This is a genomic window from Dyadobacter sp. 32 (assembly GCF_902506755.1).
Lineage (GTDB): Bacteria > Bacteroidota > Bacteroidia > Cytophagales > Spirosomataceae > Dyadobacter.
In genome coordinates this window covers 4290564-4315456 of the sequence record NZ_LR735258.1, presented here as the reverse complement: position 1 = coordinate 4315456, position 24893 = coordinate 4290564, and the positions used below count along the sequence as shown (strand labels likewise).

General features: G+C 45.3%; 15 protein-coding genes. 9 read left to right on the top strand and 6 right to left on the bottom strand.

The window, feature by feature from the left end:
• Positions 1–8 precede the first annotated feature (8 nt).
• Together DYADSP32_RS17415 and DYADSP32_RS17410 are read right to left on the bottom strand one after the other, a co-directional pair.
• The gene (locus DYADSP32_RS17415; RefSeq protein ID WP_149241554.1) at positions 9–2975 is read right to left on the bottom strand and encodes a SusC/RagA family TonB-linked outer membrane protein; all 2967 of its coding nucleotides are present in this window, start codon (positions 2973–2975) and stop codon (positions 9–11) included.
• Between the two features lie 407 nt (positions 2976–3382).
• Positions 3383–5326 (bottom strand): 7TM diverse intracellular signaling domain-containing protein, encoded by a 1944-nt coding sequence (locus DYADSP32_RS17410; RefSeq protein ID WP_414617865.1) that lies wholly within the window; start codon positions 5324–5326, stop codon positions 3383–3385.
• A 226-nt stretch (positions 5327–5552) separates the two neighbouring features.
• Here DYADSP32_RS17410 and DYADSP32_RS17405 point away from each other — a divergent pair, with 226 nt between their 5' ends.
• The 6 genes from DYADSP32_RS17405 (at position 5553) to DYADSP32_RS17380 (ending at position 15507) form a co-directional block, all read left to right on the top strand.
• Complete coding sequence (locus tag DYADSP32_RS17405; protein WP_149241555.1) at positions 5553–7358, top strand: ABC transporter transmembrane domain-containing protein; 1806 nt, start codon at positions 5553–5555, stop codon at positions 7356–7358.
• Positions 7358–9175 carry a MutS family DNA mismatch repair protein gene (locus DYADSP32_RS17400; protein ID WP_149241556.1) on the top strand — a complete coding sequence of 606 codons (1818 nt, stop codon included), beginning with the start codon at positions 7358–7360 and terminating at the stop codon, positions 9173–9175. Before DYADSP32_RS17405 ends, DYADSP32_RS17400 begins: the two co-directional genes overlap by 1 nt.
• Before the next feature lie 185 nt (positions 9176–9360).
• On the top strand, positions 9361–10695 hold the full coding sequence (gene rseP / locus DYADSP32_RS17395) for an RIP metalloprotease RseP (protein WP_149241557.1): 1335 nt from the start codon (positions 9361–9363) through the stop codon (positions 10693–10695).
• Position 10696: 1 nt separating this feature from the next.
• The gene (locus DYADSP32_RS17390; RefSeq protein ID WP_149241558.1) at positions 10697–11269 is read left to right on the top strand and encodes a DUF6702 family protein; all 573 of its coding nucleotides are present in this window, start codon (positions 10697–10699) and stop codon (positions 11267–11269) included.
• Positions 11270–11400: 131 nt separating this feature from the next.
• A complete protein-coding gene (gene lon, locus DYADSP32_RS17385; RefSeq protein ID WP_149241559.1) occupies positions 11401–13917 on the top strand; it encodes an endopeptidase La in 2517 nt (838 codons plus the stop codon).
• Positions 13918–14031: 114 nt separating this feature from the next.
• Positions 14032–15507, top strand: a complete 1476-nt coding sequence (locus tag DYADSP32_RS17380) for a tagaturonate reductase (protein ID WP_149241560.1) — start codon at positions 14032–14034, stop codon at positions 15505–15507.
• A 63-nt stretch (positions 15508–15570) separates the two neighbouring features.
• On the opposite strand, the gene DYADSP32_RS17375 is transcribed toward DYADSP32_RS17380, so the two are convergent.
• Complete coding sequence (locus DYADSP32_RS17375; protein ID WP_149241561.1) at positions 15571–16851, bottom strand: DUF3472 domain-containing protein; 1281 nt, start codon at positions 16849–16851, stop codon at positions 15571–15573.
• Between the two features lie 288 nt (positions 16852–17139).
• Between DYADSP32_RS17375 and fbp the strand changes: the two genes are divergently transcribed.
• From fbp to DYADSP32_RS17360, 3 genes are all read left to right on the top strand, one after another.
• The gene (gene fbp, locus DYADSP32_RS17370; protein ID WP_149241562.1) at positions 17140–18135 is read left to right on the top strand and encodes a class 1 fructose-bisphosphatase; all 996 of its coding nucleotides are present in this window, start codon (positions 17140–17142) and stop codon (positions 18133–18135) included.
• Positions 18136–18172: 37 nt separating this feature from the next.
• Positions 18173–19507 (top strand): DEAD/DEAH box helicase, encoded by a 1335-nt coding sequence (locus DYADSP32_RS17365; RefSeq protein ID WP_149241563.1) that lies wholly within the window; start codon positions 18173–18175, stop codon positions 19505–19507.
• 68 nt (positions 19508–19575) lie between these two features.
• A complete protein-coding gene (locus tag DYADSP32_RS17360) occupies positions 19576–20316 on the top strand; it encodes a hypothetical protein (protein ID WP_149241564.1) in 741 nt (246 codons plus the stop codon).
• A gap of 70 nt (positions 20317–20386) precedes the next feature.
• On the opposite strand, the gene DYADSP32_RS17355 is transcribed toward DYADSP32_RS17360, so the two are convergent.
• The 3 genes from DYADSP32_RS17355 to DYADSP32_RS17345 form a co-directional block, all read right to left on the bottom strand.
• A complete protein-coding gene (locus DYADSP32_RS17355) occupies positions 20387–21715 on the bottom strand; it encodes a WG repeat-containing protein (RefSeq protein ID WP_149241565.1) in 1329 nt (442 codons plus the stop codon).
• A 165-nt stretch (positions 21716–21880) separates the two neighbouring features.
• Positions 21881–22978: a DUF5074 domain-containing protein gene (locus DYADSP32_RS17350; RefSeq protein ID WP_149241566.1), complete on the bottom strand. Its 1098-nt coding sequence runs from the start codon at positions 22976–22978 to the stop codon at positions 21881–21883.
• A gap of 58 nt (positions 22979–23036) precedes the next feature.
• Positions 23037–24887 (bottom strand): TonB-dependent receptor, encoded by a 1851-nt coding sequence (locus DYADSP32_RS17345; protein WP_149244795.1) that lies wholly within the window; start codon positions 24885–24887, stop codon positions 23037–23039.
• Positions 24888–24893 lie beyond the last annotated feature (6 nt).

The following is a 24893-nucleotide window of genomic DNA, read 5'->3' as shown; positions in this document are numbered from 1 at the left end:
TCTCTTGATTAAAACTGAACATTAAGACCCACAACAAAAGCACGGGAAACCGGATAGGTTCCGTAGTCAATTCCCAATGTTGCTCCACTTGACGTAAATGCATTGACCTCAGGATCAAAACCTTTATACTTTGTGAACGTCAACAAATTCTGGGCAGTAACATAAACCGACGCACGGCTCAGCTTGATTTTACTGGCCCACTCTCTATCCAGATTGTAAGAAATGGTAGCGCTTTTGAGGCGTAGGAAAGATGCATTTTCAACAAAACGGGATGAAATCAATGAGTTATTCACATTTCCGTCGGTTGCACGTGGAATATCCGTGACATCACCTGGTTTCTGCCAACGTCTCAACACTTCGGTAGACTGGTTTTTGCTGTCATACATTCCTTCTGTTTCCAGACGCGATGCATTAAATGCCTTGTTGCCCTGCGATCCCTGGAAAAGGAATGAAAGATTGAAACTTTTGTAAGTCAGGGTATTATTCATCCCATAAGTAAACTTCGGCTGCGCAGAACCCAGGATCGTACGATCCTGGGGCGTGAAAGCACCGTCATTGTTCACATCACGGTAGATAATATCTCCCGTTTCCGGATTTACACCATCTGAAACGTAACCATAGAATGTTCCGAGAGAAGCGCCTTCCTGCAAAATAATGATCTGATCACTTCTTCCTTCAACGTCTGCATATCGATACACTTTACTCAGTTGCAAATTGGTGATTTTGTTACGGTTAAAGGCAATGTTGAAATCTGTATTCCACTGAAAATCAGATTTATCAAAGTTTACAGTAGACAACACGAATTCAAGACCTTTGTTTTCCAGTTTCCCCGAGTTTCTTGGAATGTAGCTGTATCCACTTGTGTTAGGTAAGGGTACATTCAGCAACAGATCGTTGGTTTTTTTCAGATATGCATCCGCGGTAAGGGTAAGTTTGCCTTGCAACATGCTCACATCCACACCAATGTTGGTCTGCGTGGTTGTTTCCCATTTCAGATCAGGATTTGGTGCATATTCCGGGCCTGTAACAGCCGGACCTGATGGTGGCGTTGTGGCAGTACGACGCGTGTAACGGTTCAAGCCATAAGATGCATAATTGGCAAGTCCTTCCTGATTACCATTCTGGCCCCAGCCTCCACGTAGTTTCAGATCATTGATAAACTTAACATCCTGCATGAAAGGCTCCGCAGAAATACGCCAGCCCGCGGATACCGACGGGAAGAAGCCCCATTGATTTCCTTTGGCAAGTTTGGAAGAGCCATCGGCACGGAAGTTGGCAGTAACAAGGTATTTACTGTCGAAATTATACATCACACGTCCCAGATAAGAATTTAAAAACCACTCCGACTGTTCGGTGTAGGCGTCTGTAATCTCATTGGCAGCATTAATCGTTTTTACAATACCATCAGCCGGGAAATCCCTTCCAGCTATGTATGAATTATTCCAGTTGTTTTTCTGAACGGTTGTTCCTGCAAGCGCCGAGAAGTTGTGCTTCTCCACACTCTTTTCGTAATTCAACGTGTTTTCCCACAAATAGGTAAACGAGTTGCTTCTCGTTGCATTTGCGAAACCATGCGTGTTTCCATCCGTACCCCATCCTTCGGTAGTCCGATACGGATCCAGGTAATAGTCGTTGGAGTGGTTCATGTAGTCAATCCCGAAGTTGGAACGTACAAACAGACCTTTTGCCAATGTGATATCGCCGATTACGTTACCAAAAATACGGTTGTCCTTCGTTGCCTGTGTAGGTCCAAACATGGCAGCGAGCGGATTGTCCCAACCTGCTTTCAATGGGTTTGTAGAGAAAATAGTCCCTCTCACCGGATGCTCGGAATAAATTCCCATGGTAGGAGGTGCACCAAGTGTTCCCAATACCACCGCGTTTCGACCGGCATTGTTATTATCCTTCACATCACGGATCTTTGCATTGGCATAGCTGAAATTGGTCGTTAACTTAAACCAGCTCTTGATCTGGTTATCCAGATTAGCCCGGAATGAATACCTCTTGTAACTCGCAGGCTTGATAATGCCGTCGTCTTGCGAAATGGCTCCTGATACAAAGTACTTGCTCTTGTCGGTGCCGCCCGAAAATGATAACTGGTAGTTTTGATTTTGTCCTGTCGTGAAAACCTCTTTCGTCCAATCGGTAGTTTCGTTTCCTACAGTAACATTGTTTCCCATTTCGTTCATCAGTGCTGCATATTGCTGTGGGTTCAGCACGTCTATTTTTTTGGCGATGTTCGAAAAACCGTAGTAAGCGCCGAAGCTAACCTGCGACTGGTTGGCTTTTCCTCGCTTGGTCGTGATGATCACAACCCCGTTGGACGCCCTTGCTCCATAAATTGCGGCCGAAGAAGCATCTTTCAGCACCTGAATGCTCTCAATGTCGTTTACATTCAGATCCCGCGTATCCATTGTTGGTACACCGTCAATGACGTACAAAGGCTCATTTCCTGCCTGTACCGAAGTAGCTCCACGTACACGAATAGATAAGGCCGCTCCCGGTTTACCCGATGGCTGGGTCACCTGCACGCCTGCTGCTTTTCCTTGTAATGCCTGAGCGGCCTGGAGTATTGGACGTTCTTCGATATCCTTGGTATTTACCGATGCAATGGATGTGGTAACATCCCCTCTTTTCTGCGTACCGTATCCGATCACGATCACCTCATCAAGGCTGCGCTGATCGGCCGCCATGGTTATGTTAATCTGTGTCTGATTACCTACGATCACTTCCTGCGACCCATATCCGATGAATGAAAATACCAGAACAGCCTGTGCATTTGGCACAGAGAGTGAATAGTTCCCATCTACATCTGTAACCGTCCCATTCTGGCTTCCCTTCAGCAAAACACTGGCTCCCGGTAGTGTCTGGTTTTGCTTATCTTTAATTACACCTTTGACGACAATATCCTGCGCGTACGCAAGGCTGCTTATCGCTAAAAGCATGGTGATGAATAACGTAACTCGCTTTCCCATAAATTGTTAATTCAAGTATTGGTAATTTATTCTATAAATTTTAGGATAATTCCATGCGACAAAGTTGGGGTTGTTTTATGTATTATGCAAATAAAATATAATATAAATTGCTGAATAACAGGTAGTTATATTCTAAATGATACGCTTTAAAGCCGTGTAAATTTTTGATGAATTGTGCTGACAGCCAAGCGCTAACGGCAACGTGGTAGGTGAAACTACTTACAGGCCGATACGCTTGGTAACCACCGTTGTTTCGGAAAAATAAGAGGAATGAAGAGTTAAGAATGAAAAATGAAGAGTTGGAATTGGAAAGAATAGTGACCTTGCAAACGAGTAAGTGGATGGAGCTGCCCACTTGACAACTAGCCGAACATTTCACTTTTTACAACTCACCTCTCACAAAAGATTCACGCCGGTTCGCTCACGGGATCCAGAATAAGTCTGCTCCATCCATCAGCGTTTTTAGATGAGGCGAGTTCTTTTTTACGATCGTTCATCGCTTTTTTTATACGGCTGCCGTAGGCCCAGCAGGTGCTCTGGCGTATGGAGAGGATTTCGGAAAGCTTGTGTGATGAGATTTTGCCTTTTGTGGTGTAAATCAAAAACACCATGTAGAAGGCTTTATTGATTGGAATGCGTGTGTTCTGAAAAATGGTGTGCGCTATTACTGATTCATCATAATCGCATTTGGTACATCTCCGGCTATAAGGACTGTGCCCATGAAAATAATGATCATTTCCGCATTTCTTGCATGCATATTTTTCGCCTTTCACGGAGTCATGCCACTTTATTTCGGCCAAAAAATTGAAACAACTGTCATTGTCGGGGTAGATCTTGCTGAACTCTTCAAAATCGACCTCTGCCGACATCACCCGTGCACGTGTCACTTTCACCACATTGGTATGCAACGCCTCATTATCCTGTGCCAGCAAAAGGTTCATCTGCGAGATTTCCTCCTTTTGCTGTTGAAGAAGCACGTTCACATCCATCAGCTCCTTGTTTTGTTCTTCAATGATCGCGGATTTTTCAAAAACCTCCCTGGTTCGTTCTTTCACCTGCGATTCCAGTTCTACATTCAGGTTATCTTTGAGTTTCTGATTAAGCGTCATTTGCCGGATAATCTCCCGCTGCGCTTTGTCTTTCCTTTTTTTCAGGATTCTTACTTTATCTCCGATCGCAAACGACAGAAATATCATTTCCAGAACAAAACAGATACTCAGACTATAATAGGTAATCACCCCAAAATTGATGCCGTCTACGTGAAGCATCAATAGTAGCTTGTGTATAAATCCGATAGATAAAAAAGCATAACCCAGGACAAAAAAACGGGCTGGACGATAGCCTTGCCTGTAAATGTATATCCCCGAATAGAAAGCGACCGCCAGAGGAACCAGCTCCACAAATTTGTAACTGAACCAGTCAGTATTAAAAAGCAGACAAATGCCAAAAAAAACTGTCCTGGCAATGATCACAAAGACAATAAATCGATCAAGCCGGGGAGCTTTTCTTCTTGTGTAAAGAAGTGTGCGGGTGAATTGTAAAGCAAAAATACTTACGCCATAAAGCGCCACGCCATAGGCATACTGGTTCCATTCGGGTGCATTTGGCCAAAGGTACTGATAGGCGACCCCGTCAATGCACATTTCAAATAAGCCTACACATAAATTGTAAAGGACATAATAAAGGTATTGAACCTGCCGAACGGCCAGATACATCATCAGGTTGTAAAAACTGAATACGATCACCATTCCATAGAATATTCCGAAAATGAAATATTCGTCCAGAGCATACTGAATAAACCTGCTCACCGAACGTAAAACAACAATCACATCGGCAGTCTGGTGTGATTTGACCCGGAAATAATAAGTACCCTCATACACCTCATTATTCCCGATATTGACCTCAAAGTTTTTATGACTGTATTCCCGCTGTTTGAATGGATACTGGTCACCTGTTGCCCGGGCAATGTAGTTGCCTTTTTCATCGGGCAGGTACATGGTTATCTCATCAATCGTCTGATCGAAAAATTCGAGTATCCAGTTTTTAGCGCTTGCTGGGTTATGGCCTATCCGGATCCTGTACCAATAGGCTGCTTTCAGATTGTAATTCTGTGGGGTATTTTTTGTAAGTGACTGGAATTGGCTGCTAAGGCTGGGCTTCCTTACATCAGCCAGCGTATAGGTGCCTGCCGCATCTTCCAGAAATTCGATTTCCCGGCCGGTAAACATGTGCTGATCCACAGAATCCTTGATCTGCACAACGGGTTGCGCCATTGTGACCGGACGCGAAACCATCACCATTAATGCAACAAAAGCCATTATTTCCCGAACCCGGCTCGCGATTGTATTCATCCTTTAGATTTTATTAATTCATAAAGTTGGCGACTATTTTCGAATCCGGCATACTGTCGGTTTGTTGGTTTTGGTTCCTCCTACCGTCTGTCCTTTTCAAATAGTTACTTGACAATTATTATGTATTTTTGAGCACGCAATGGCAGAATATTGAAAATCATCATCTTATATAACGTGAAGATTTGGTAAACAACTGCATTTAAAATATCGAATTACAATCTTAGCAATGGCCGAAAGTGAAATTAAAAAACCAACTGCATTTGACATAAAAAAAATAAGTTGGGAAGGCGTTAAAGTTGCACTTGATGTATTTCGATACATTCTTCCCTACAAAGGTACCTTCATCGTGGGTATGGTTTTCCTGGTTCTTTCCACCGGAACCTCGCTGGTGTTTCCTAAACTCATCGGTAATATTATTGAGGTGATCGAGGGGAAGTCGGCCTTTACGATCAATCAAATAACCCTGATCTTGTTTGGGGTGCTGATATTTCAGGCTGTATTCTCCTTTTTCCGTATTTATCTTTTTACACGCGTTAGCGAGCGTACCATGCTCGATATCCGCAGGGATGTGTTTAGCAAGATCATTACATTGCCGGTATCTTTTCTTGAACAAAGGCGGGTGGGAGAGCTTACAAGCCGCATTACCTCGGATGTGTCCCAGTTGCAGGGCCTGCTTTCATTTACAATAGCCGAGCTGTTCCGGCAGATTGCAACGCTCATTGTGGGACTGGGCATCCTGTTTTACACCTCCTGGAAACTCACCTTGTTTATGCTGGCCACCTTTCCGGTTCTGGTCATTGCTTCGGTATTTTTTGGACGATATATGCGCAGACTTTCAAAAAAAGCGCAGGATCAGTTAGCCGCGGCGAACGTAATAGCCGAAGAAACCCTGCAGTCGGTGAATGTAGTAAAGGCATTTACCAACGAACATGTTGAGGTGAAGCGGTATGAAACGATTCTTGAAAAAGTGGTTGCGCTGTCCATGGAGGCGGCCAAATTTAGGGGTGGCTTTACGTCATTCATCATTTTCGCGTTGTTCGGAGGTATCGTAGGGGTAGTTTGGTTTGGTGCAGGGCTGGTCGAATCCGGTGAATTCGGACTTTCGGATCTGTTTACTTTCATATTGTACACCACATTTATAGGCGCTTCCATCAGCGGAATGGGGGATTTGTATGCGCAGATCAACAAAACGATCGGGGCATCGGAGCGGATTTTCGAGATACTTGAGGAGGCCCCGGAGGTGACCCTGGCGGAGTCGGAGAAGCCACTCCATCAATCCGTCAAAGGCGACATCTCTTACCAGGACGTACATTTTTCTTATCCTTCCCGAAAAGATCTGCCGGTTCTGAAAGGTTTATCATTTGATGTGAAAGCGGGGGAAAAAATCGCCCTGGTAGGATATAGCGGTGCCGGAAAATCGACCATCATTCAGCTCCTGATGCGGTTTTACGACTATGACAAAGGGCAAATAAGCATAGATGGTGTGCCGATCACCAGTTATGGGATTTCTGAGTTGAGAAAGAACATTGCCATCGTACCGCAGGAAGTGATGCTTTTTGGAGGGACTATTTATGAGAATATTTCCTACGGAAGACCTTCGGCCAGCAGAGCGGAAATATATGAAGCAGCCAAAAAGGCCCATGCGACGGAATTCATTGACACATTTCCCGAAAAGTTTGAAACGATTGTGGGAGAAAGAGGAATTAAATTGTCGGGAGGGCAACGTCAGCGGATTGCCATTGCGCGTGCCGTGCTTAAAGATCCTAAAATTTTGATCCTGGATGAGGCCACGAGTTCGCTGGATGCAGAATCCGAAAAGTTGGTGCAGATCGCCCTGGATGAGCTCATGCAAAACCGCACCTCCATCGTGATCGCGCACAGGCTGGCTACAATCAGGAAAGTGGATGCCATTTATGTGATTCGTGAGGGCCAGGTGGTGGAATCAGGAACGCACCAGGAGCTAGCATTGGTAGAAAACGGCTTGTACGCGAGCCTGATAAAGTTACAATTTGAAAATGCCGAAAATAATTAATGAAATCTTACGAAAATAAGTTGAACAAGCCTGATGAATATTTTGAATTGGAATTACTTAAAGCCAAACAGGCCGAAGGCATTGCGCAGCAGCGTTTTAACCTCCTTGCCACGGCACGTATAGGTTCGTTTTTGGGTATTTTCCTGGCAGCTTGGCTTTGGGATAAAATCGGGGAAAGCTGGCTGGGGCTGATAGTAATTGGGTGCGTTGTCATTTTTTTGATATTGATGCGCCGACAGCAGGCAGCAAAAAGAGAACGCAATTTCCAAAGAAACATGCAGGCTGTGAATGAGGACGAAAAGGAACGGCTCGCATTCCGGTTCAAACGTACGGACAATGGCACCCATTTTCAGGAAAAAAATCATTCATTTGGCACCGATCTGGACATTTTTGGTGATTATTCGTTGTACAGGCTCCTCAATCGCACGCGTACCGCTGAGGGAAGCCGCAGACTGGCCAAATGGCTTAAAAACCACGCACCTCTTGACGAAATTCTGATGAGGCAGGAAGCTTCTGAAGAATTTAAAATGCACCCGCAATTTCGCCAGGCCTGGGAAGCTACTGCGCTGCTGCACGAACACGCCGCGCAACAAGTGGGTGCCTTTAGAGATTGGTCTAAGGAAACACTTCCGGATGAACTTGCCAAAATGATGAAATGGCGTTGGTGGACTTTGGTAACCGTCGCCGTGTTGGTTTTGGTAGTTGCGAAGATTTTGCCTTTTTGGACCCTGGTTTTGAGTTTAGGCGTTCACCTGTTGATTCTGAAACGATTTCAAAGTACCATACAGTCCATCACCAACCGCACCACAGCGCTGGGATTTACCCTGACCGCCTATTCCGATTTGCTTCATAATGCGGAAACGGCTCCTTTTAATTCGCGGTGGTGGCTCCTGAGGCAGGCCCGGATCAAAGGCTCGTCAGTGTCTTTGCGAAAAGTGGGCAGTTTGTTTGAAAAGCTGGATTATCATAATAATCCTTTCTTCCTGCTTTTTATAGGCATACCCACTTTCTGGGATATCCATTGCCTGGCCGGTCTGGAATCCTGGAAAAAATCGCATCGGGCAGAACTGGAAGGCTGGTTAAGTGTGCTGGCAGATACGGAGGCAATCAACAGCCTTGCCGGCTACGCTTTTGCCAACCCTGATTATGCCATCCCGCTTGTTACCTGGCAAAATGGTGTATACATCGATGCCGAGCATTTGGGGCACCCGCTGATTCCTGCCAGCAAGCGAATCAGCAACACGTTTAAGATGGAAGGAATTGGGCAGACCATACTGGTCACCGGATCAAACATGTCCGGTAAAAGCACATTTTTGAGGACACTGGGCCTTAATATTGTTTTGGCCCAGCTGGGCGCCGTTGTTGCAGCACCCAGTTTCAGTTGTTCGCCCATGCGGGTATTCAGCAGCATGCGTACGCAGGATTCGCTGGAAGAAAGCACTTCGTCCTTTTATGCAGAATTGAAAAGGCTGAAACAATTACTGGAATTGGCCGATGAAAAAGACAATGCGCCTGTTTTTTATCTTCTGGACGAAATTTTGAAAGGAACCAACTCGGCGGATCGTCACAAAGGTGCCGAAGCGCTGATACGTCAGTTGCACCAGAAACATGCTGCCGGACTGGTGTCGACCCATGATCTTGAGCTTGGGGAATGGGGAGCTCATGAAAGTTATGTGCATAATTTCCATTTCCGTTCCGATGTTGAAAATGGACAGCTGCATTTCGATTACAAGCTGCACCAGGGGATTTGCCGGAGTTTCAATGCTTCGGAGCTCATGCGAATGATGGGAATCGACATTGCCAGTGTTTCCTCATGACGATGTTGATAAGTCCGGGCGCTATTCCTAAAATAAGGAAACCAATGGTTTTGCTTAACTTTACCTGATATTTTTACGTTTGTATCAGATAGATGCGTTTGATCCGTTAAAGTAGTCGGTCGTTTTATCTCAAACATCCTCTTTGCTAAATTAAAAATTAACCAAAAACGAATAGAAAAACCTGAATGGAAAAAGGACAGTTGTTAGAAATATTGATCATGGCAGGACAGCTTATTTTAGGCTTGTCTATATTGGTGGGGTTGCATGAGTGGGGCCACATGGCGGCGGCAAAAATGTTCGGGATGCGGGTTGAGAAATTTTTTATCGGGTTTCCTCCAAAAATTTTTGGCATACAACGTGGAGAGACGGAATATGGTATAGGGGCAATTCCTCTGGGTGGTTTTGTGAAAATATCGGGTATGATCGACGAGTCCATGGATACCGAAGCCATGAACAAAGAGCCCCAACCCTGGGAATTCAGGTCGAAGCCTGCCTGGCAGCGACTGATCGTAATGCTTGGCGGAATCATTGTCAATGTAGTGGTAGGGGTGTTTATCTTTATCGTAATCGCTTACAAGGATGGAGAAAAGATCCTTCTGAAAGACGAAGTAAATAAGTACGGGATCGTGGCGGGAGAGTTAGCCAAACAGATTGGATTGCAGACAGGCGACAAAATCACCAAAGTAAATGGAAAACCATTTTCTGATTTTCGTGATGTAATAAGCTCGGATGTTTTCCTGGGTAGCAATAGCTCCTACACCGTAAGCCGGAATGGGAAAGAGGTAAATATTGATATTCCCAACAACTTTATTGAGAAACTATCTGATCCCGAGGAGAAGGGAAAGTTTATTCAACCAATCATGCCGTTCAAGGTAGGCGAATTGGTTGCGGACATGCCCGCTTCCGATGCCGGGCTGAAAGTGGGGGATAAGATCGTGGCCATTGATGCAAAGCCAATTCAGTTTTATCATGAGTTCCAGGACGAAGTGCCCAAACACAAGGGACAGGAAATTGACCTGGGCATTGAGCGCGACGGGAAACCCTCGAACATCAAAGTGAAGGTTTCAAATGAAGGTACAGTAGGTCTTCGTCCTGAAAGTTTGCTCGCTTTTACCACGATTAACTACACACTTAACGAGGCCATTCAGGAAGGTACCAAAGAAGCTTTTGGTGTTGTTTACAATAATATCAAAGGTTTTGGAAAAATATTCCGCAGAGAGGTTTCTGCCTCCAAAGCGCTTAGCGGTCCGATAGGTATCGCACGTATGTTCGGTGGGGAATGGGACTGGCAGAATTTTTGGCGTCTTACGGGTCTTCTCTCCATGGTACTGGCATTTATGAATGCGCTTCCTATTCCTGCACTTGACGGAGGTCACGCCATTATTTTGTCGTACGAGATTATTTCAGGCCGTAAACCTTCCGATGCATTCCTCGAAAACGCTCAAAAAGTGGGTATGGTGCTCCTTTTGGGATTGATGGCATTTGCGATATTCAATGATTTTTGGAAAATAATATTCTAAAATGGGGGAAGGAGGAAAGGGAGAATTGATGCGTTGGCCGTTTTTTAGAGACAGGAGATTTTCGAAAATCTTGAAAGCCGGCCTATTGTCCATCCTCCATTTTTCCGTCCTCCTTTCCTCCCTCATTCTTTTTTCGGCATCCTCTGTTCATGAATATCACGTAAGTGTAACGCAGATGCAGTACAATGCTTCGCAGCAATTGTTTGAAATAAGTATTCGGATTTTTACGGATGATCTGGAAAAGGCGATATCTCAGGACAATGGTATGAGGAGGTTTCTTATTAACGACAAGGATCAGAATAACCCATTCGTAGAGCGATACATCCGTAGAAATTTCAGCTTGTCCGGAACACAAAAAAAAGCAGAGATAAAGTATCTGGGAAAAGAGCAGGAAGCGGATGCTACCTGGATTTATCTCGAGATACCATTCAAGGGAAGTACAGAGAATTGGAAACTGCAAAACAGTATCCTAATGGAAACTTTTGAGGATCAGGTGAATATGTTCAATCTGAAATTCGCATCAGATACCAAAACCTTCTTATTTAAGAAAGGTAAAACAACACAAATACTTTAGGGAAACAAACATCCCTTGCTGCCTGACAATATTTCTGGTGGCACAGCTATTTTGTTTATATATTCCCTTTCATTTGAAAGTCATTATTTATAAATTGGGAAAAGATTATCTGTCATTATGACAGACTGCCTATGAAATTTGAACCTTCTGACCTATATAGTCGGCTTCTTGTGTCCGATTCGGATTTAGATAGCCTGGAAATTGTACCACTCGGAGGCCCAGACGGCTCCGATGAACCTTTTGAAGTGCCCAATGAGCTTGCCATTTTACCAATCCGCCAAACAGTACTTTTTCCGGGGATGGTAATTCCTGTCACTGTGGTGCGGCAAAAGGCCATTCGTCTTGTTAAAAAGATATACCGTAATTCCGATATCAACATGCGGATTATGGGTGCTGTGACGCAGGCAAAGCCCAATAAGGAAGACCCTACGGCAGAAGATCTCTATAAGATTGGGACGGTTGCCCACATCCTGAAGATGATTACTTTACCGGATGGAAATGTAACCATCATCGTGCAGGGACGTCAGCGATTTGAGATCAAATCCATTTTACACGAAGATCCGTATCTGACCGCGCAGGTTGAAGCCATAGCAGATACCTTCTCCGCAGGTACCAAAAAGGAGTCGAAGGCACTGCTGCAATCCCTTCGTGACGGTGCACACAAGATCATGCGTTTGAATCCTGAGATTCCTCAGGAAGCCAGAATTGCCCTGGATAACATCGAAAGCCCCATTTTTCTGATTCATTTTCTTTCGTCGAATATCAATGTGGACGTTGCCGACAAGCAAAAGCTGCTTGAAGAAAAAAATGGACAGAAACAGGCAACGCTTCTTCTGCAGTACATGATGCGGGAGATTGAAATGCTTGAACTGAAAAGAGAAATCCAGTCAAAGGCCAGTTCGGACATTGATCAGCAGCAACGTGACTACTATTTGCGTCAGCAGATAAAAGTATTGCACGACGAGCTAGGTATCGACAGCCCGGAAAGAGACATGGATGATATCCGTGACAAAGCGGCTGCAAAGAAGTGGTCGCCGGCAGTCAGGCTGCATTTTGACAAAGAACTTAATAAGCTGCAGCGTATCAATCCCATGGCGCCCGAGTACCCTGTGACGCTCAATTATCTGGAAACGCTTGTGGATTTGCCCTGGGGTGAGTACACCAAAGACAACTTTGATCTTGTGCGTGCGCAAAAGGTACTGGATGCGGATCATTTCGGTCTGGAAAAGGTGAAGGAAAGAATCATCGAGTATCTGGCAGTATTGAAATTGAAAGGCAATCTGAAAGCACCAATTTTGTGTTTGTACGGCCCTCCGGGTGTTGGTAAAACATCATTGGGTAAATCGATTGCGAAATCCCTGAACAGGGAATATATCCGTATGGCCCTTGGCGGCGTGCATGACGAAGCCGAGATTCGCGGACACAGGAAGACTTACATTGGCGCTATGCCGGGTAAGATCATTCAAAATATCAAAAAAGCGGGTTCTGCCAATCCGGTATTCATACTGGATGAGATAGACAAAGTGAGCTCAGATTACCGGGGTGATCCTGCTTCGGCTTTGCTCGAGGTACTCGATCCGGAACAAAACTCCTCATTCACAGATAATTATCTGGAAGTGGAGTACGATTTGTCAAGAGTGCTATTTGTTGCAACCGCCAATGCCCTGGATACGATTCATCCGGCGCTTCGTGATCGTATGGAGATCATCGAAATGACGGGTTACACGATCGAAGAGAAACTCCAGATCGCCAAACGTTACCTGGTACCAAAGCAACGTAAGGATCATGGCTTGAAATCAACAGATGTGAAAATCGATGATGCTGCACTTACCCGTGTGATCGAAGGTTATACCCGCGAATCAGGTGTCCGTAATCTGGAACAGAAAGTGGGAACGCTGGTTCGTAAGGTAGCCAAGTCGGTTGCCATGGATCAGGATTATCCTAAAACGATTAAGATCGAACACGTAGAAAAATACCTGGGTGCCGAGATTTTTGATAAAGACCTTTATCAGGATAATGATACGGCTGGGGTAGTTACAGGGCTTGCCTGGACATCGGTGGGGGGTGAAATTCTTTTCATTGAAACCAGCCTGAGCCGTGGCAAAGGAGGGATCACCTTATCCGGTCAGCTGGGCGATGTGATGAAAGAGTCGGCAATTACCGCACTTTCGTACCTCAAAGCGCATTCCGATAGCCTTGATATTGACTACCGGATATTCAACCACTATGATTTGCACGTACACGTACCTGCAGGTGCTGTTCCCAAAGACGGTCCGTCGGCAGGGATCACCATGATCACATCCATGGCATCCATATTTACCCAGCGTAAGATCCGTCCGTTTCTGGCGATGACCGGTGAAATCACCTTGCGTGGAAAAGTATTGCCGGTTGGCGGGATTAAGGAGAAAATTCTGGCTGCGCGCAGAGCGGGTGTGAAAGAAATTATCATGTGTGCCAAAAACCGTAAGGACGTGGAAGAAGTGCCTGCGAATTATATTCAGGATCTAAAATTCTTCTATGTAGATAAAGTGGAAGAAGTATTGGAGCTGGCCTTGCTGCCGGAGAAAGTCTCCCATCCGATCCAGTTTGTTTTTCCTGAGGAAAAGCGCGAAAAGGAAGAGAGCGGTTTTGTGACGCTGAATGCCTGAGATTATTCGACATCCATTACCATATTCCAAAACAGACGCCACACCGGCGTCTGTTTTTTTAGGGGTTATCCTTTCATAATTACGTCATTACTTCAAACACGAAATTTACCACAAATGTCCTTACCACAGCTTTCTCCGGAACTATTGGCTCAGCAGCCTGCCATTTTACCCGATTATAAAAACTTACTTTCGTTACCTGAAAAAATCATACAGTTTGGGACAGGCGTCCTTCTGAGAGGGTTGCCTGATTATTTTGTAAACAAGGCCAACCAGCAGGGCATTTTTAATGGAAGAATTGTGGTGGTGAAATCCACGAGTCAGGGAGGTGTGGATGCATTTGGGTTACAAAAGAATATCTTTTCCCATAGCATCCGAGGCATTGAGAACGGTAAACAAATAGATGAAATCGTGATCAATACGGCCATAAGCCGGACGCTTGCTGCCAGTAGTGATTGGGCAGAAATATTGAAATGTGCGCACAACCCGGAAATACGGATCGCTATTTCGAATACAACCGAAGTGGGTATTCAACTTGTTGAGGACGACATCCATGCTACACCTCCTGCATCTTTTCCAGGTAAACTGACTGCTTACTTGTACGAACGTTATAAAGCTTTCGGCGGTACGGATGAGTCGGGTATGGTGATTGTGCCTACCGAACTGATCGTAGGTAATGGTCCAAAACTGCGTGAAATTGTCTTTGAACAAGCGCGCCGGCACAACCTGGAATCCGGTTTTATCGAATGGCTCGAAACTAGTAACCGTTTCTGTAGCTCGCTGGTGGATCGTATTGTTCCCGGAAAGCCTGATGCTGAAACCGTATCGGAACTGACCGACAGACAAGGATTTAAAGATGCTTTATTGATAGCTTCGGAGGTTTACAGCTTATGGGCCATCGAAGGCGACGAGCATGTGAAATCTGTTTTGAGTTTTGCGCCGGCCGACAAAGGTGTCGTGATCGAACCCAATATTGATCTTTTTCGGGAGTTGAAGCTGCGGTTGTTGAATGGAACGCATACGCTTGCATCGGGACTTTGTTTCCTGCATGGACTGGACACCGTTCGCGAGGCAATGGAAACGCCCGAAACAGCCCGGTATATTGCCGATGTGATGCTGAATGAACTGGCACCGGCCATTCCTTACGAGCTGGATCTGGAACGCGCCCGCGAGTTTGGCAATCAGGTTCTTGACCGTTTCCGTAATCCGTTTATCCGCCACCTGCTCATTGATATTACGGTGCAGTACACTGCCAAAATGAAAATGCGCAACGTTCCTACCTTGCTAAAACACTATAAACATAGCGATGAGGTTCCGGCACTTTTTGCAAAAGGTTTTGCTGCGTTCCTTCAATTTATGAGGCCCGTGTCCGAAAATGATGGCAATTATTTCGGGGAACGTAATGGACAGCCTTATCCTATTCGGTGTGACTCTGCAGCGTATTTTGATGCCCAGTGGAAAATAGCCTCTTCGCCGGCGGATCTGGCGCACAGGGTCATGAGCGACCAGGCACTTTGGGGCACCGATCTCAACCAGTTACCGGGCTTTGCGATGGCTGTGAGGGAAAATCTGAACGTTTACAGTATTGCATGATAAAAACAAAGAAGTGCGTTTCCTTTGAGGAGCGCACTTCTTTCTATAATGGCCACCTCGTACTTAGGGTAAAGATTCCAGATCAATTTGTGGAAAATTATCTTTTTTCTCCCTCTCAAATTCACTTCCCACTGCGGTAGGCCCGTCGAAGAAGCCGCAATTCTGAAGATAAAACTGATTCTTTTCCGCTCCTCCTGCATAATCCATTCGGTATCCTTTTCTTGCGGTTGCATCCGCTGAAAATTTAGCATTGTTTAGCTCCCTCCATTTTCCCGATGTGTTGTAAACCCATTGATTGCCAAAATAGACCCTGCGGCCAGTATCGCCGGTTTCAGGGATGAAATTTTCCAAAAATGAATGAAGGTGCTTCAGATAGGTCTCGGTTTTGGGCCGTTTGAAGCTGGCAATAAGGGTCCACTTGCCTGTCTCCGGAGGGTAGAAATATGCCGTGTATGTGGTGGAGCTATCACCCGATGGTTTTCCCTGTAAAAGAAACCGATAGGTACTCCCGGCCTTCCAGTTGTACTTCAAATAACTTTGCCCACCCGAACCTTCATTTCCGAATTCACCTGTATATACGTTCTCGCCTTTTTTTAACATATTTATTTGTTTGTCGGGGGGAATGGATTTTGGGTCATCTGTTTTATATGGGCTCCATACCGAAAACAGGATCCGTCTTTCCGTATCCGAATTGACCTGCATGCCGAAGTAGCCTTCTCCAAATCCATTGGCCATAAAATAAGATCCGATTACATCCTGGTTTTCAGGAACGGTCACTTCGTTGTAAAACCATTCCACTTTTTCATCGGCAGGCACAGGGTAATTTACATGAACCGAAGGGCCGCGCCGTCCCCAGTAGAAGTAGTTGTCCTTGTTATCCTTTACAAAAGACGCCTTTTCATCAATAGCAGTTCCTTCCATGATCCAATGGCTAGGCGTGCCAAATGTTTCGCCGGTTTTCGATAAGCCTTTCATTTCGATCTTCACATAGCCTGATTTGCTGACAACCCATTCACCCATGTAATAATCAGCCAGGCCCGTCTTATCCAGGACTATCTCCGTCGATTTTCTCTGAATCGTTACACTTACGCTACTTTTACCAGTCACATTTGCTGTAAGATACAACTTGACATTTCCCGGCTTGGCCACATACACATAGGTTTGAATCGTGGCATCTGGGTCATTCCAGCCGATAACCCCGGTTTCTTTGATTCGTTCATCTCGCCCTTCCAACACCCACGAATTTCCACCAAGGGGGACAACGATCCTTTGCATCTGAGCCAATCCCGGATAACCCGTCAGGAGAAGAAAAATGAGATGAAGCTTTTTCGAAGCAATTCGCATATATACTAATGATTAGGATTTCGACGTAAATGGAAGAAAAATAAAAACAATTTATAAAAAGATCGTTGGCGGATCTACCATTCGGGTTTCTGGGCCTCGGTTAAATTCAAATAGTGCAATAGGACGATTTTACAACTACTTGTCCCTTAGGATTATATTTTTATTTAATTGGTGTAAAATTATATTAATTATTAAAATAAATTATTAGTTAAACACGCTTTGAAATATGCCATTCACATATGTAAATTTCCTATCAGTAAAAATATTTACCTTAAATGATGGACCATCATGAGCCCAAAAACCGCGCAAGAACTCGCTTTACCTGTCGGTGTTACGCTTGACCGGTTTATCATGGCCAGCCAAAGCTCTTATCCGTATGCAACCGGAGAGCTCTCTCAATTGTTGCGTGATATTGCGCTCGCAGGCAAAATTATCAGCCGGGAGATCAACAGGGCAGGGCTGGTGGATATTGCGGGTGGAAATGGTACTGAAAATGTTCAGGGAGAAAACCAGCAGAAGCTGGACATTGTAGCCAACATCAGGTTTATCAGGGCGCTTAAAAATGGCGGGGAAGTATGCGCAATACTTTCGGAGGAAGATGAGGACATCATCCACACCGGGAATGATCACGGGAAGTATGTGGTGGCTATGGATCCGCTCGACGGTTCATCCAACATCGATGTAAATGTGTCGATCGGGACGATTTTTTCCATTTATCGCAGGGTTACGCCTGTTAACGGCCCTGCTTCTACGAAGGATTTCCTCCAGGGAGGGCGTAAGCAGGTCGCCGCCGGATATATTCTCTATGGCTCATCCACAATGTTGGTGTATTCCACAGGAGAAGGTGTCAATGGTTTTACCTATGACCATTCTCTTGGGGAATTTATTTTGTCACACAAGCATATTTCATCTCCGTCTGAAGGGAAAATTTATTCCGTCAATGAAGGACATTACAATGGTTACCCTTCTTTTGTCCAGAATTATATCACTTTCTGTAAAGACAATGGGTACAGCGCCCGGTATATAGGCTCACTGGTGGGGGACTTTCATCGAAATCTTTTGAAAGGCGGAATTTATCTCTACCCTTCCACCGTTAAGGACCCTAAGGGTAAACTACGCCTGCTGTACGAATGTTACCCGCTGGCCTTTATTGCTGAAAAATCGGGAGGTAAAGCAAGCGATGGTTTTGGCCCCGTCCTGGATATCATACCCACATCTTTCCATCAGCGCTCACCCCTTTATGTAGGTTCAGGATCTATGGTTGATCAGGTTGTAAAGGCGTAATTGTGCTTACGGGTTTTTGTTTTTGTACCTTTGCGAAATGGAGACGACCCAGAATACTTTTGAGCAATTCAAGCTTAACCGCCAATTACTCAACGCCATTGAAGAAGCAGGATATACTACGCCAACACCTATACAGGAACAAGCTATACCACTCGCCCTCGCCGGGCAGGATATTTTAGGAATTGCCCAAACGGGTACCGGAAAGACGGCGGCGTACGCGTTGCCTCTGTTGATGCGGATCAAGTATGCGCAGGGACAGCACGCGCGGGCATTGATCATGGCTCCAACCCGTGAACTGGCCATGCAAATATCCGAAGCCATCATTCAATTAAGTAAGTACACCGACATCCGCACGGTGGTACTGTTTGGTGGAGTGGGCCCTAAATCGCAGATTGAGGCCATTCGTGACGGTGTGGATATCATCGTCGCAACACCGGGCCGGTTTATGGATCTGTATTTTAGGGAGGAGGTTACGGTGAAGCATCTCAATGTCATGATTCTGGACGAAGCAGATAAAATGATGGACATGGGATTTATGCCACAGATCCGGAAATTGCTTGAAATTATACCGGTAAAGCGCCAGAATATGCTTTTCTCGGCAACCTTTTCTGAAAAAGTGGAGCGCCTTTCACATGAGTTTCTCGAATTCCCGACGCGGATTGAAGTTACTCCGCAAGCCACTACGGCCGAAATGGTTTCTCAAACCCTTTACGAGCTGCCCAATTTTCACACCAAAATGAATCTGCTGTCACATTTGTTACGTGACGAGGAGGTATTTAACCGTGTACTGATCTTTACCCGGAGCCGGGAAGTAGCAGGCCTGGTTCATCAGTATCTGCTGGGAAGGGTGGTGAGGGAGGATGCTTTACGCGTAATACACGCCAATAAGGGGCAAAATACCCGAACCAATGCTATGGAGGCGTTTCGGGAAGGTTCGGTACGGGTGATGGTGGCTACGGATGTGGTATCCCGCGGAATAGACATCACGGAGGTAAGTCATGTAATTAATTTTGACGTTCCGCTCATGTACGAGGATTATGTGCATCGGATCGGGCGGACAGGACGTGCCAATCATGTGGGGCAGGCGATAACCTTTATGACCTTCGCCGATGAATATCATATCCGAAAAATCGAGAAGATGATCAGGATGGAAATACCCAGGACCAAGCTGCCCGCTGAGATCGAAATGATGGAAACGCCCCGGAATGAAATGCAGGATATGCTCCGGGAAATTGACAATCAGAAGCGAAAAGAGGACCCCACTTTCCTTGGAGCTTTTCACGAAAAGAAGGCCTACAGGCCTCCTTCTAAGTTTAATCAAAAGGATTCTCGAGCCAGACGGGGGGCTTCATCGCGAACTAAAAAAAGGTAATGCAATACAATTCGGATAATTCCGTTTAACTTGGACAATAGAAAACCTGTTTCTCTATTAAAGTTTCTATGAAATCATACTTTGTTATTTGGCTTGTTCTCTTCGTTCCTGCCGTTAGTATAGCCCAGGAGACACATTTGGCAAGTGCAGGACTTAGCTCCGATACCAACATTGCCCAAAAAAAACCACTTGAGCTCAAGGACAAGCGTGTACTGCCTTTATACGGCGGCGGCACCAAAACTTCGGAGCAAATCGATGAAGAAATTAAGTTCCTGAGCGATTGTGATAAATCATTCTCGAGTAGAGATGAGGCGAGCAGTTTTTTCTCTGCCCGTGCATGGGAATATCTGCAGGAAGGCTCTCTGGACACAGCGTGTTACCGTTTTAACCTTGCCAATTTGCTGAACGATAAAAATGTTGAGGCGTATTGGGGGCTTGGGGTGGTCAGCTACCAGAGAGAAAGCTGGGTAGATGCCAAGCGGATGCTTACCAAGGGCGTCAATATCTCGGGTAACAATGTGCCGTTACTGGTGGATCTCTCCACGGTTGATCTTAAACTGTATGCCATTACCAACCGTCAGGAGGACTTGGAAGAGGCGAAAATGTTGCTTGAACATGCAGTAGGGCTGGACTCTACCTATGCGCTCGGGCAGTACAACATGGCGCTTGTGCAATTTAACCTCAATGAACATGAGAAGTCATGGGAGCATCTGCACAAAGGCCGAGTGTTGGATTTTAGTGGAATCAATATCGATTTTGTAGAAATGCTGAAGGCCAAAATGCCGGATCCGCAAGGGTTTTTCAAGTGATTGAAATAATCAGATAAAATAACCAAGCCAGCCCGTTTGACGCTGGCTTTTTTGATTGAGGTCTGGCTGTTTATTTGGTCAGACCTTTTTTCTGAGCTCTTTTGAACAGAAAGTTGCTAAAGGCTACGAAGAGTAAAAAACCAATTAAAATAAATATCCCCTTCCATTCATCGGAAAACCCGATAAAGGTTTCGTGGCCTTTGAGTGTCAGTTCATAGCGTAGGCCAAACCTTTCTACCAAGGTTGTTTTCCTGTCGAAAGGATGAGCGTCACCGTACTTAATCTCTGTTACGAGCGTGCCTGTGCTGTCGATAAAGCCATATTTATCTTTCACACGGACCATTGATACGCCATTGTTAAAATAAGAGGCAAACTGGTATTGGAGTGGGATACGGACTTTCCCACTTTTATCAATATGCCCGAATTTTCCATTGATGGCCACAGCTGCCCGGTTTTCGCGGGTAAAACCGGAAGCTTCGTCGTACAGAAAAGGAATTTTCACTGTTCCTGTTTTATCGATACATCCCCATTTATTATTTTTTTTGACCCAAAACAGTCCGTTTGTTGGTTTCCGTGTGTCGGAATATTCGAAGGGTGTAACAAGATCTCCTGTGAAAACATTAATGAAACCATATCTGTCGCCGTATTTTACCCGTTCGAGTCCTTGTCCCGAGAACTTATACTCGGGGTCGATGTCGTCCAGGGCTACAGGTACCCTTAAAATGAAATTTTTGTCGATGATGCCATATTTACCTTCGTAAAGAAAATGATAAATCCCTTTGGACTTCTTTATTTCGGCTTCAATATAAGGGCTGAAATTCCAGTTTAACAGAAAGATTTTACCTTTTTTCCACCAGATAATATCCTCCTTGGTGTCGTAGTTGCACACAAAATCAACCGACGCGTTTTTGGTCAGAAAATCATTTTTATAGTGTTGGATAGGGATCTTGTACATGACTTTTCCGGTGGTATCAATGTACGATAATCCATACTGGGAGCCAGCGCTATAGATGACCCAGGTTTTGCCATTGCGGAACATGTCGGTGCCAACATAGATAGGTGGGATAACCACCTTGCCCTTTCTGTTGATGAACCCATGCAGGCTAGTCTTTTCGTTATTTGCACCGAGCGGGACGAATTCGGCCAAACCATTTGAGAATGGGCCAATATCCTTGAAAGATGGAGAAATCTTTGTGCCGTTTTTGTCGAGCAGGTAACTCTCGTAGGAAAGGCACGCCTTGTCAATCTGTTTTACGACATACACACCGCCATCTTCCCGATATTGTGCATATTGACTAAGCCAGGGCCTATCCCGTTCAGAAGGTGACTGGGAAATAGCAGGGCTGAAACTCAGAAGAACTAAACAAAATATTATAAAATGCGTTACCGTTCGAAACATATCTGCAAATTGATTTGATCCGTTGCACAGGAGCCGGAATATTCAAAATGCCAAGATAAGCCTTTCAAAAGTAACTGTAACACGCCTTAGTATAATAAGAGGCAATTTGTGCATGAAAAAGGCCGATGAAATTAATATCTCATCGACCTTCCCTGCGGGCAAGTATTACTTGAATGCCAGCTCTTTTGGTGCAATTCCTACTTTAATGGAGTCTACCACGTTTCCATCAGAGCGATATCTCACAACATAGCCTGCTTGCTTATAGCCCGGTGTGGAGCCGATATACAATAATCCTTGAGATGGATCCACGGCTAGGGCCGTGAGTGATGTTCCGGATCTTTTGATCAAAGGTGTAGTCAATGGAAAAGATGCGGCCGTGGTGGCGAAGGCGTAAACATTGTTTTGAAACCCAACAAGCAAAGTGCTTTTGTTTGATGTAATTGTCAGGAGACTGGGTTTGGACGCGGAGAGCGCTCCAAGGTTATATTTTTCTTCAATAGCCTTCGTTTGCGCATTTAAACGAACCAGTTTGGGCTGGGTTCCCAGGTCACCCGGTTTACTCCAGTCTCCATATTTGCCGCGGCAAAGTATCCAAAGCTTTCCATTGTTATCGGCTTCCAGCCCCACAGGTGAATCACCAATTTCGGGACTTTGTTTTATTGCATCTGTGGCGGGATCAATGATCGTGACGGTTGATCCTTCTGCGTTGAGTGCATACACTTCGTTGTTGATCAGCCTGAGAATTCCCACGCCTTTGCCTGTTTTGATGGTCTTGGTAACGGTGTTTGTAGACAGATCAACCGCCAGGATGTACCCATCCTTGTAGGAATAATCCGAGTTTAACTCACCCCAGCAGGATACATATGCCTTGTTGCTGCCAACTTTAATTACATGCTGTGGGTTTGCCACATCTTTATTGATCGTCGCCACGGACTTCATGGTGCCGGATTCAACGATCTCTATCAGATCCGTCCCCTGGTCTTTATCTACAAGAAATATACCTTTTGCGTCAATTTCGGCATAGTCGGTGAGTCCTCCCGAAATAGTACGACCGTTTGCTGCAGAAAATACGTCCAACTGTGCCTCCTTATCCTCGCGATTAAAAAAGGAAATTGTTCCATTATTATCTGAGAAATTGCCCTGGTTAACCACAAATACGCCCTGCACATAATCGCCTTTTGCTTCGGGATCTTTTTGATTACATGACCAGGCAATAAGTGCCAGAGACGTGGCTAATAGAATACTTCCGGATTGTTTTTTCATCGTTTATTAATTATGGTAAAAAAAATCAGTTTATATAAATAGTCATCAATTGGTGCAATCAGCGTTTGTGGTAGGTCAACAGACAGTTGATCGAAAAGCTCCGGCCTGGCATTGCATTGTTTCTAACGTTGAGGAAAAAGGCATCGGTAATATTATCCATTCGTCCCTGAACTCTTATTTTAACGTAATTGAAGTCCATTGTTGTTTCGGTTACCAGATTTACCAGGGCATATCCGTCAAGGGACCCGGAATTGTCAAATGTGTTGAAACGTCTGCTTATACCTAACATTTGAGCCGAAATGCGGGTGTTTTTGTAGGATACAAAGGCATTGAAATTGCCATTGTGTAAGGGAACATACACGAGCTGTTTGCCGATTACATCTCTGGAATAAGCATCGTATGCTTTTTCTTGTGAACTTCTTGTGTAGGCGTATCCTATTGTTCCACCGGCTTTCCATCCATTTGCCCGATAATCCCAGCCTAGCCTGGCCTCTATCCCTCTCGACAGAACCTGCTGGAGATTTTCTACGCGGTAATCTTTTGCAGGATCCCAGTATGTCCAGTCTCTGATACGATTGTGATAGCCAGATACAGATGCGCTGAATGCGTGACTGCCATTGATCTGGAATCGCTCATCAATCCCTATTTCTTTGTTCCATCCGGTTTCTGGTCTGATATCCGGATTTCCCAGCACCTCCCAGTATCTCTCATTCAAAGTGGGCACCCTGTAGCTTCTGGCCAGAGATGCCCGGATTTTTACAAAATGTCTTGTACCGCGCAGTAATTGATATTCTGTTCCGATTGCCGGTGTAAGAGGTGGGCTGAACCGGGTGACAAAAGCTTGCCTGAGATTAAGAGAAACCAGCCAGCGGTCTGTGGCATGTAATCGGGAGAGTAAAAAAAGGTCTTCGCGGTTCTCTGTGATTACGGGCTCCCCGTAACCTTCAACCCGGGTGCGGAACAAGGACCATTCGGCTCCGGCAAGGATATCAATCTGACTGGCAGAACCCAACCGATATTGGAAGGCTTTTTCTGCTCTAAATGTGAATTTATCCGTGATGGCTTTGTCCTCATTGGAGTAATCGCCTTTGGCAAAATACAGCTTGTCCCTTACCCAGGAGGCCCTTACCGTCCACTCCCGGAAATCATACTTGACCATGCTCCGATAGGAAGTGGTCTTTGTTCGCTCGCGTCCGGATAGCTTTTCTGGAACGGTGGTCAGTTCATTGTCGGTCAGCCACAGGTGCGCTGAGAGTAATCCCTGGTTTTTACCTTTTAAAAAGACATCCTGGATGAATCCTTTCTGAAACGTTTCGGAAGGGAGCACCATATACCCACGCCGCTCCAAATATGGAAAACGATTGTTCATCCTGCCGTCATAAAGTGCCGTTTTACCTGAAATACTCCCAGTAGCACCCATCGAGGCACCGTACCTGGCAACAAATTGTGTCTGATTATTACTAAAACTTTCTTGTTGTCTACCCAGGCTTATATCCAGTCCCGGATCTTGTGCCGCACTGTTCAGCAAAATACTCCCGCCCACCGCATCGGTCCCTACTACACTTGCCGCAGAGCCATATTGGACGGATAACTGGTCGAAGCCTGCAACAGGTATCGTGGAAAAATCAGTTTGGCCAAGTGTTGGTGAATTGATATTGAGCCCGTTCCACACTACGGCTGTATGATTGGCCGACGTTCCCCGAAACGACGCGGTGCTAAGCTGCCCCGGGCCGTAACTTTTGAAAGCAATGGGCGTATTGAGCGAAAGCAGGTCGCTGATATTTTGAAAGCGAAAAGAGAGCAGGGTTGCTGAATCGATCTTCTGGATTTTGAGTCCGCTCATAAATCTTTCCGGCACAAATCCTTTTACAATAACGGGTTTCAAAAGAATTGTATCCTTTTGAGCCATCAGATT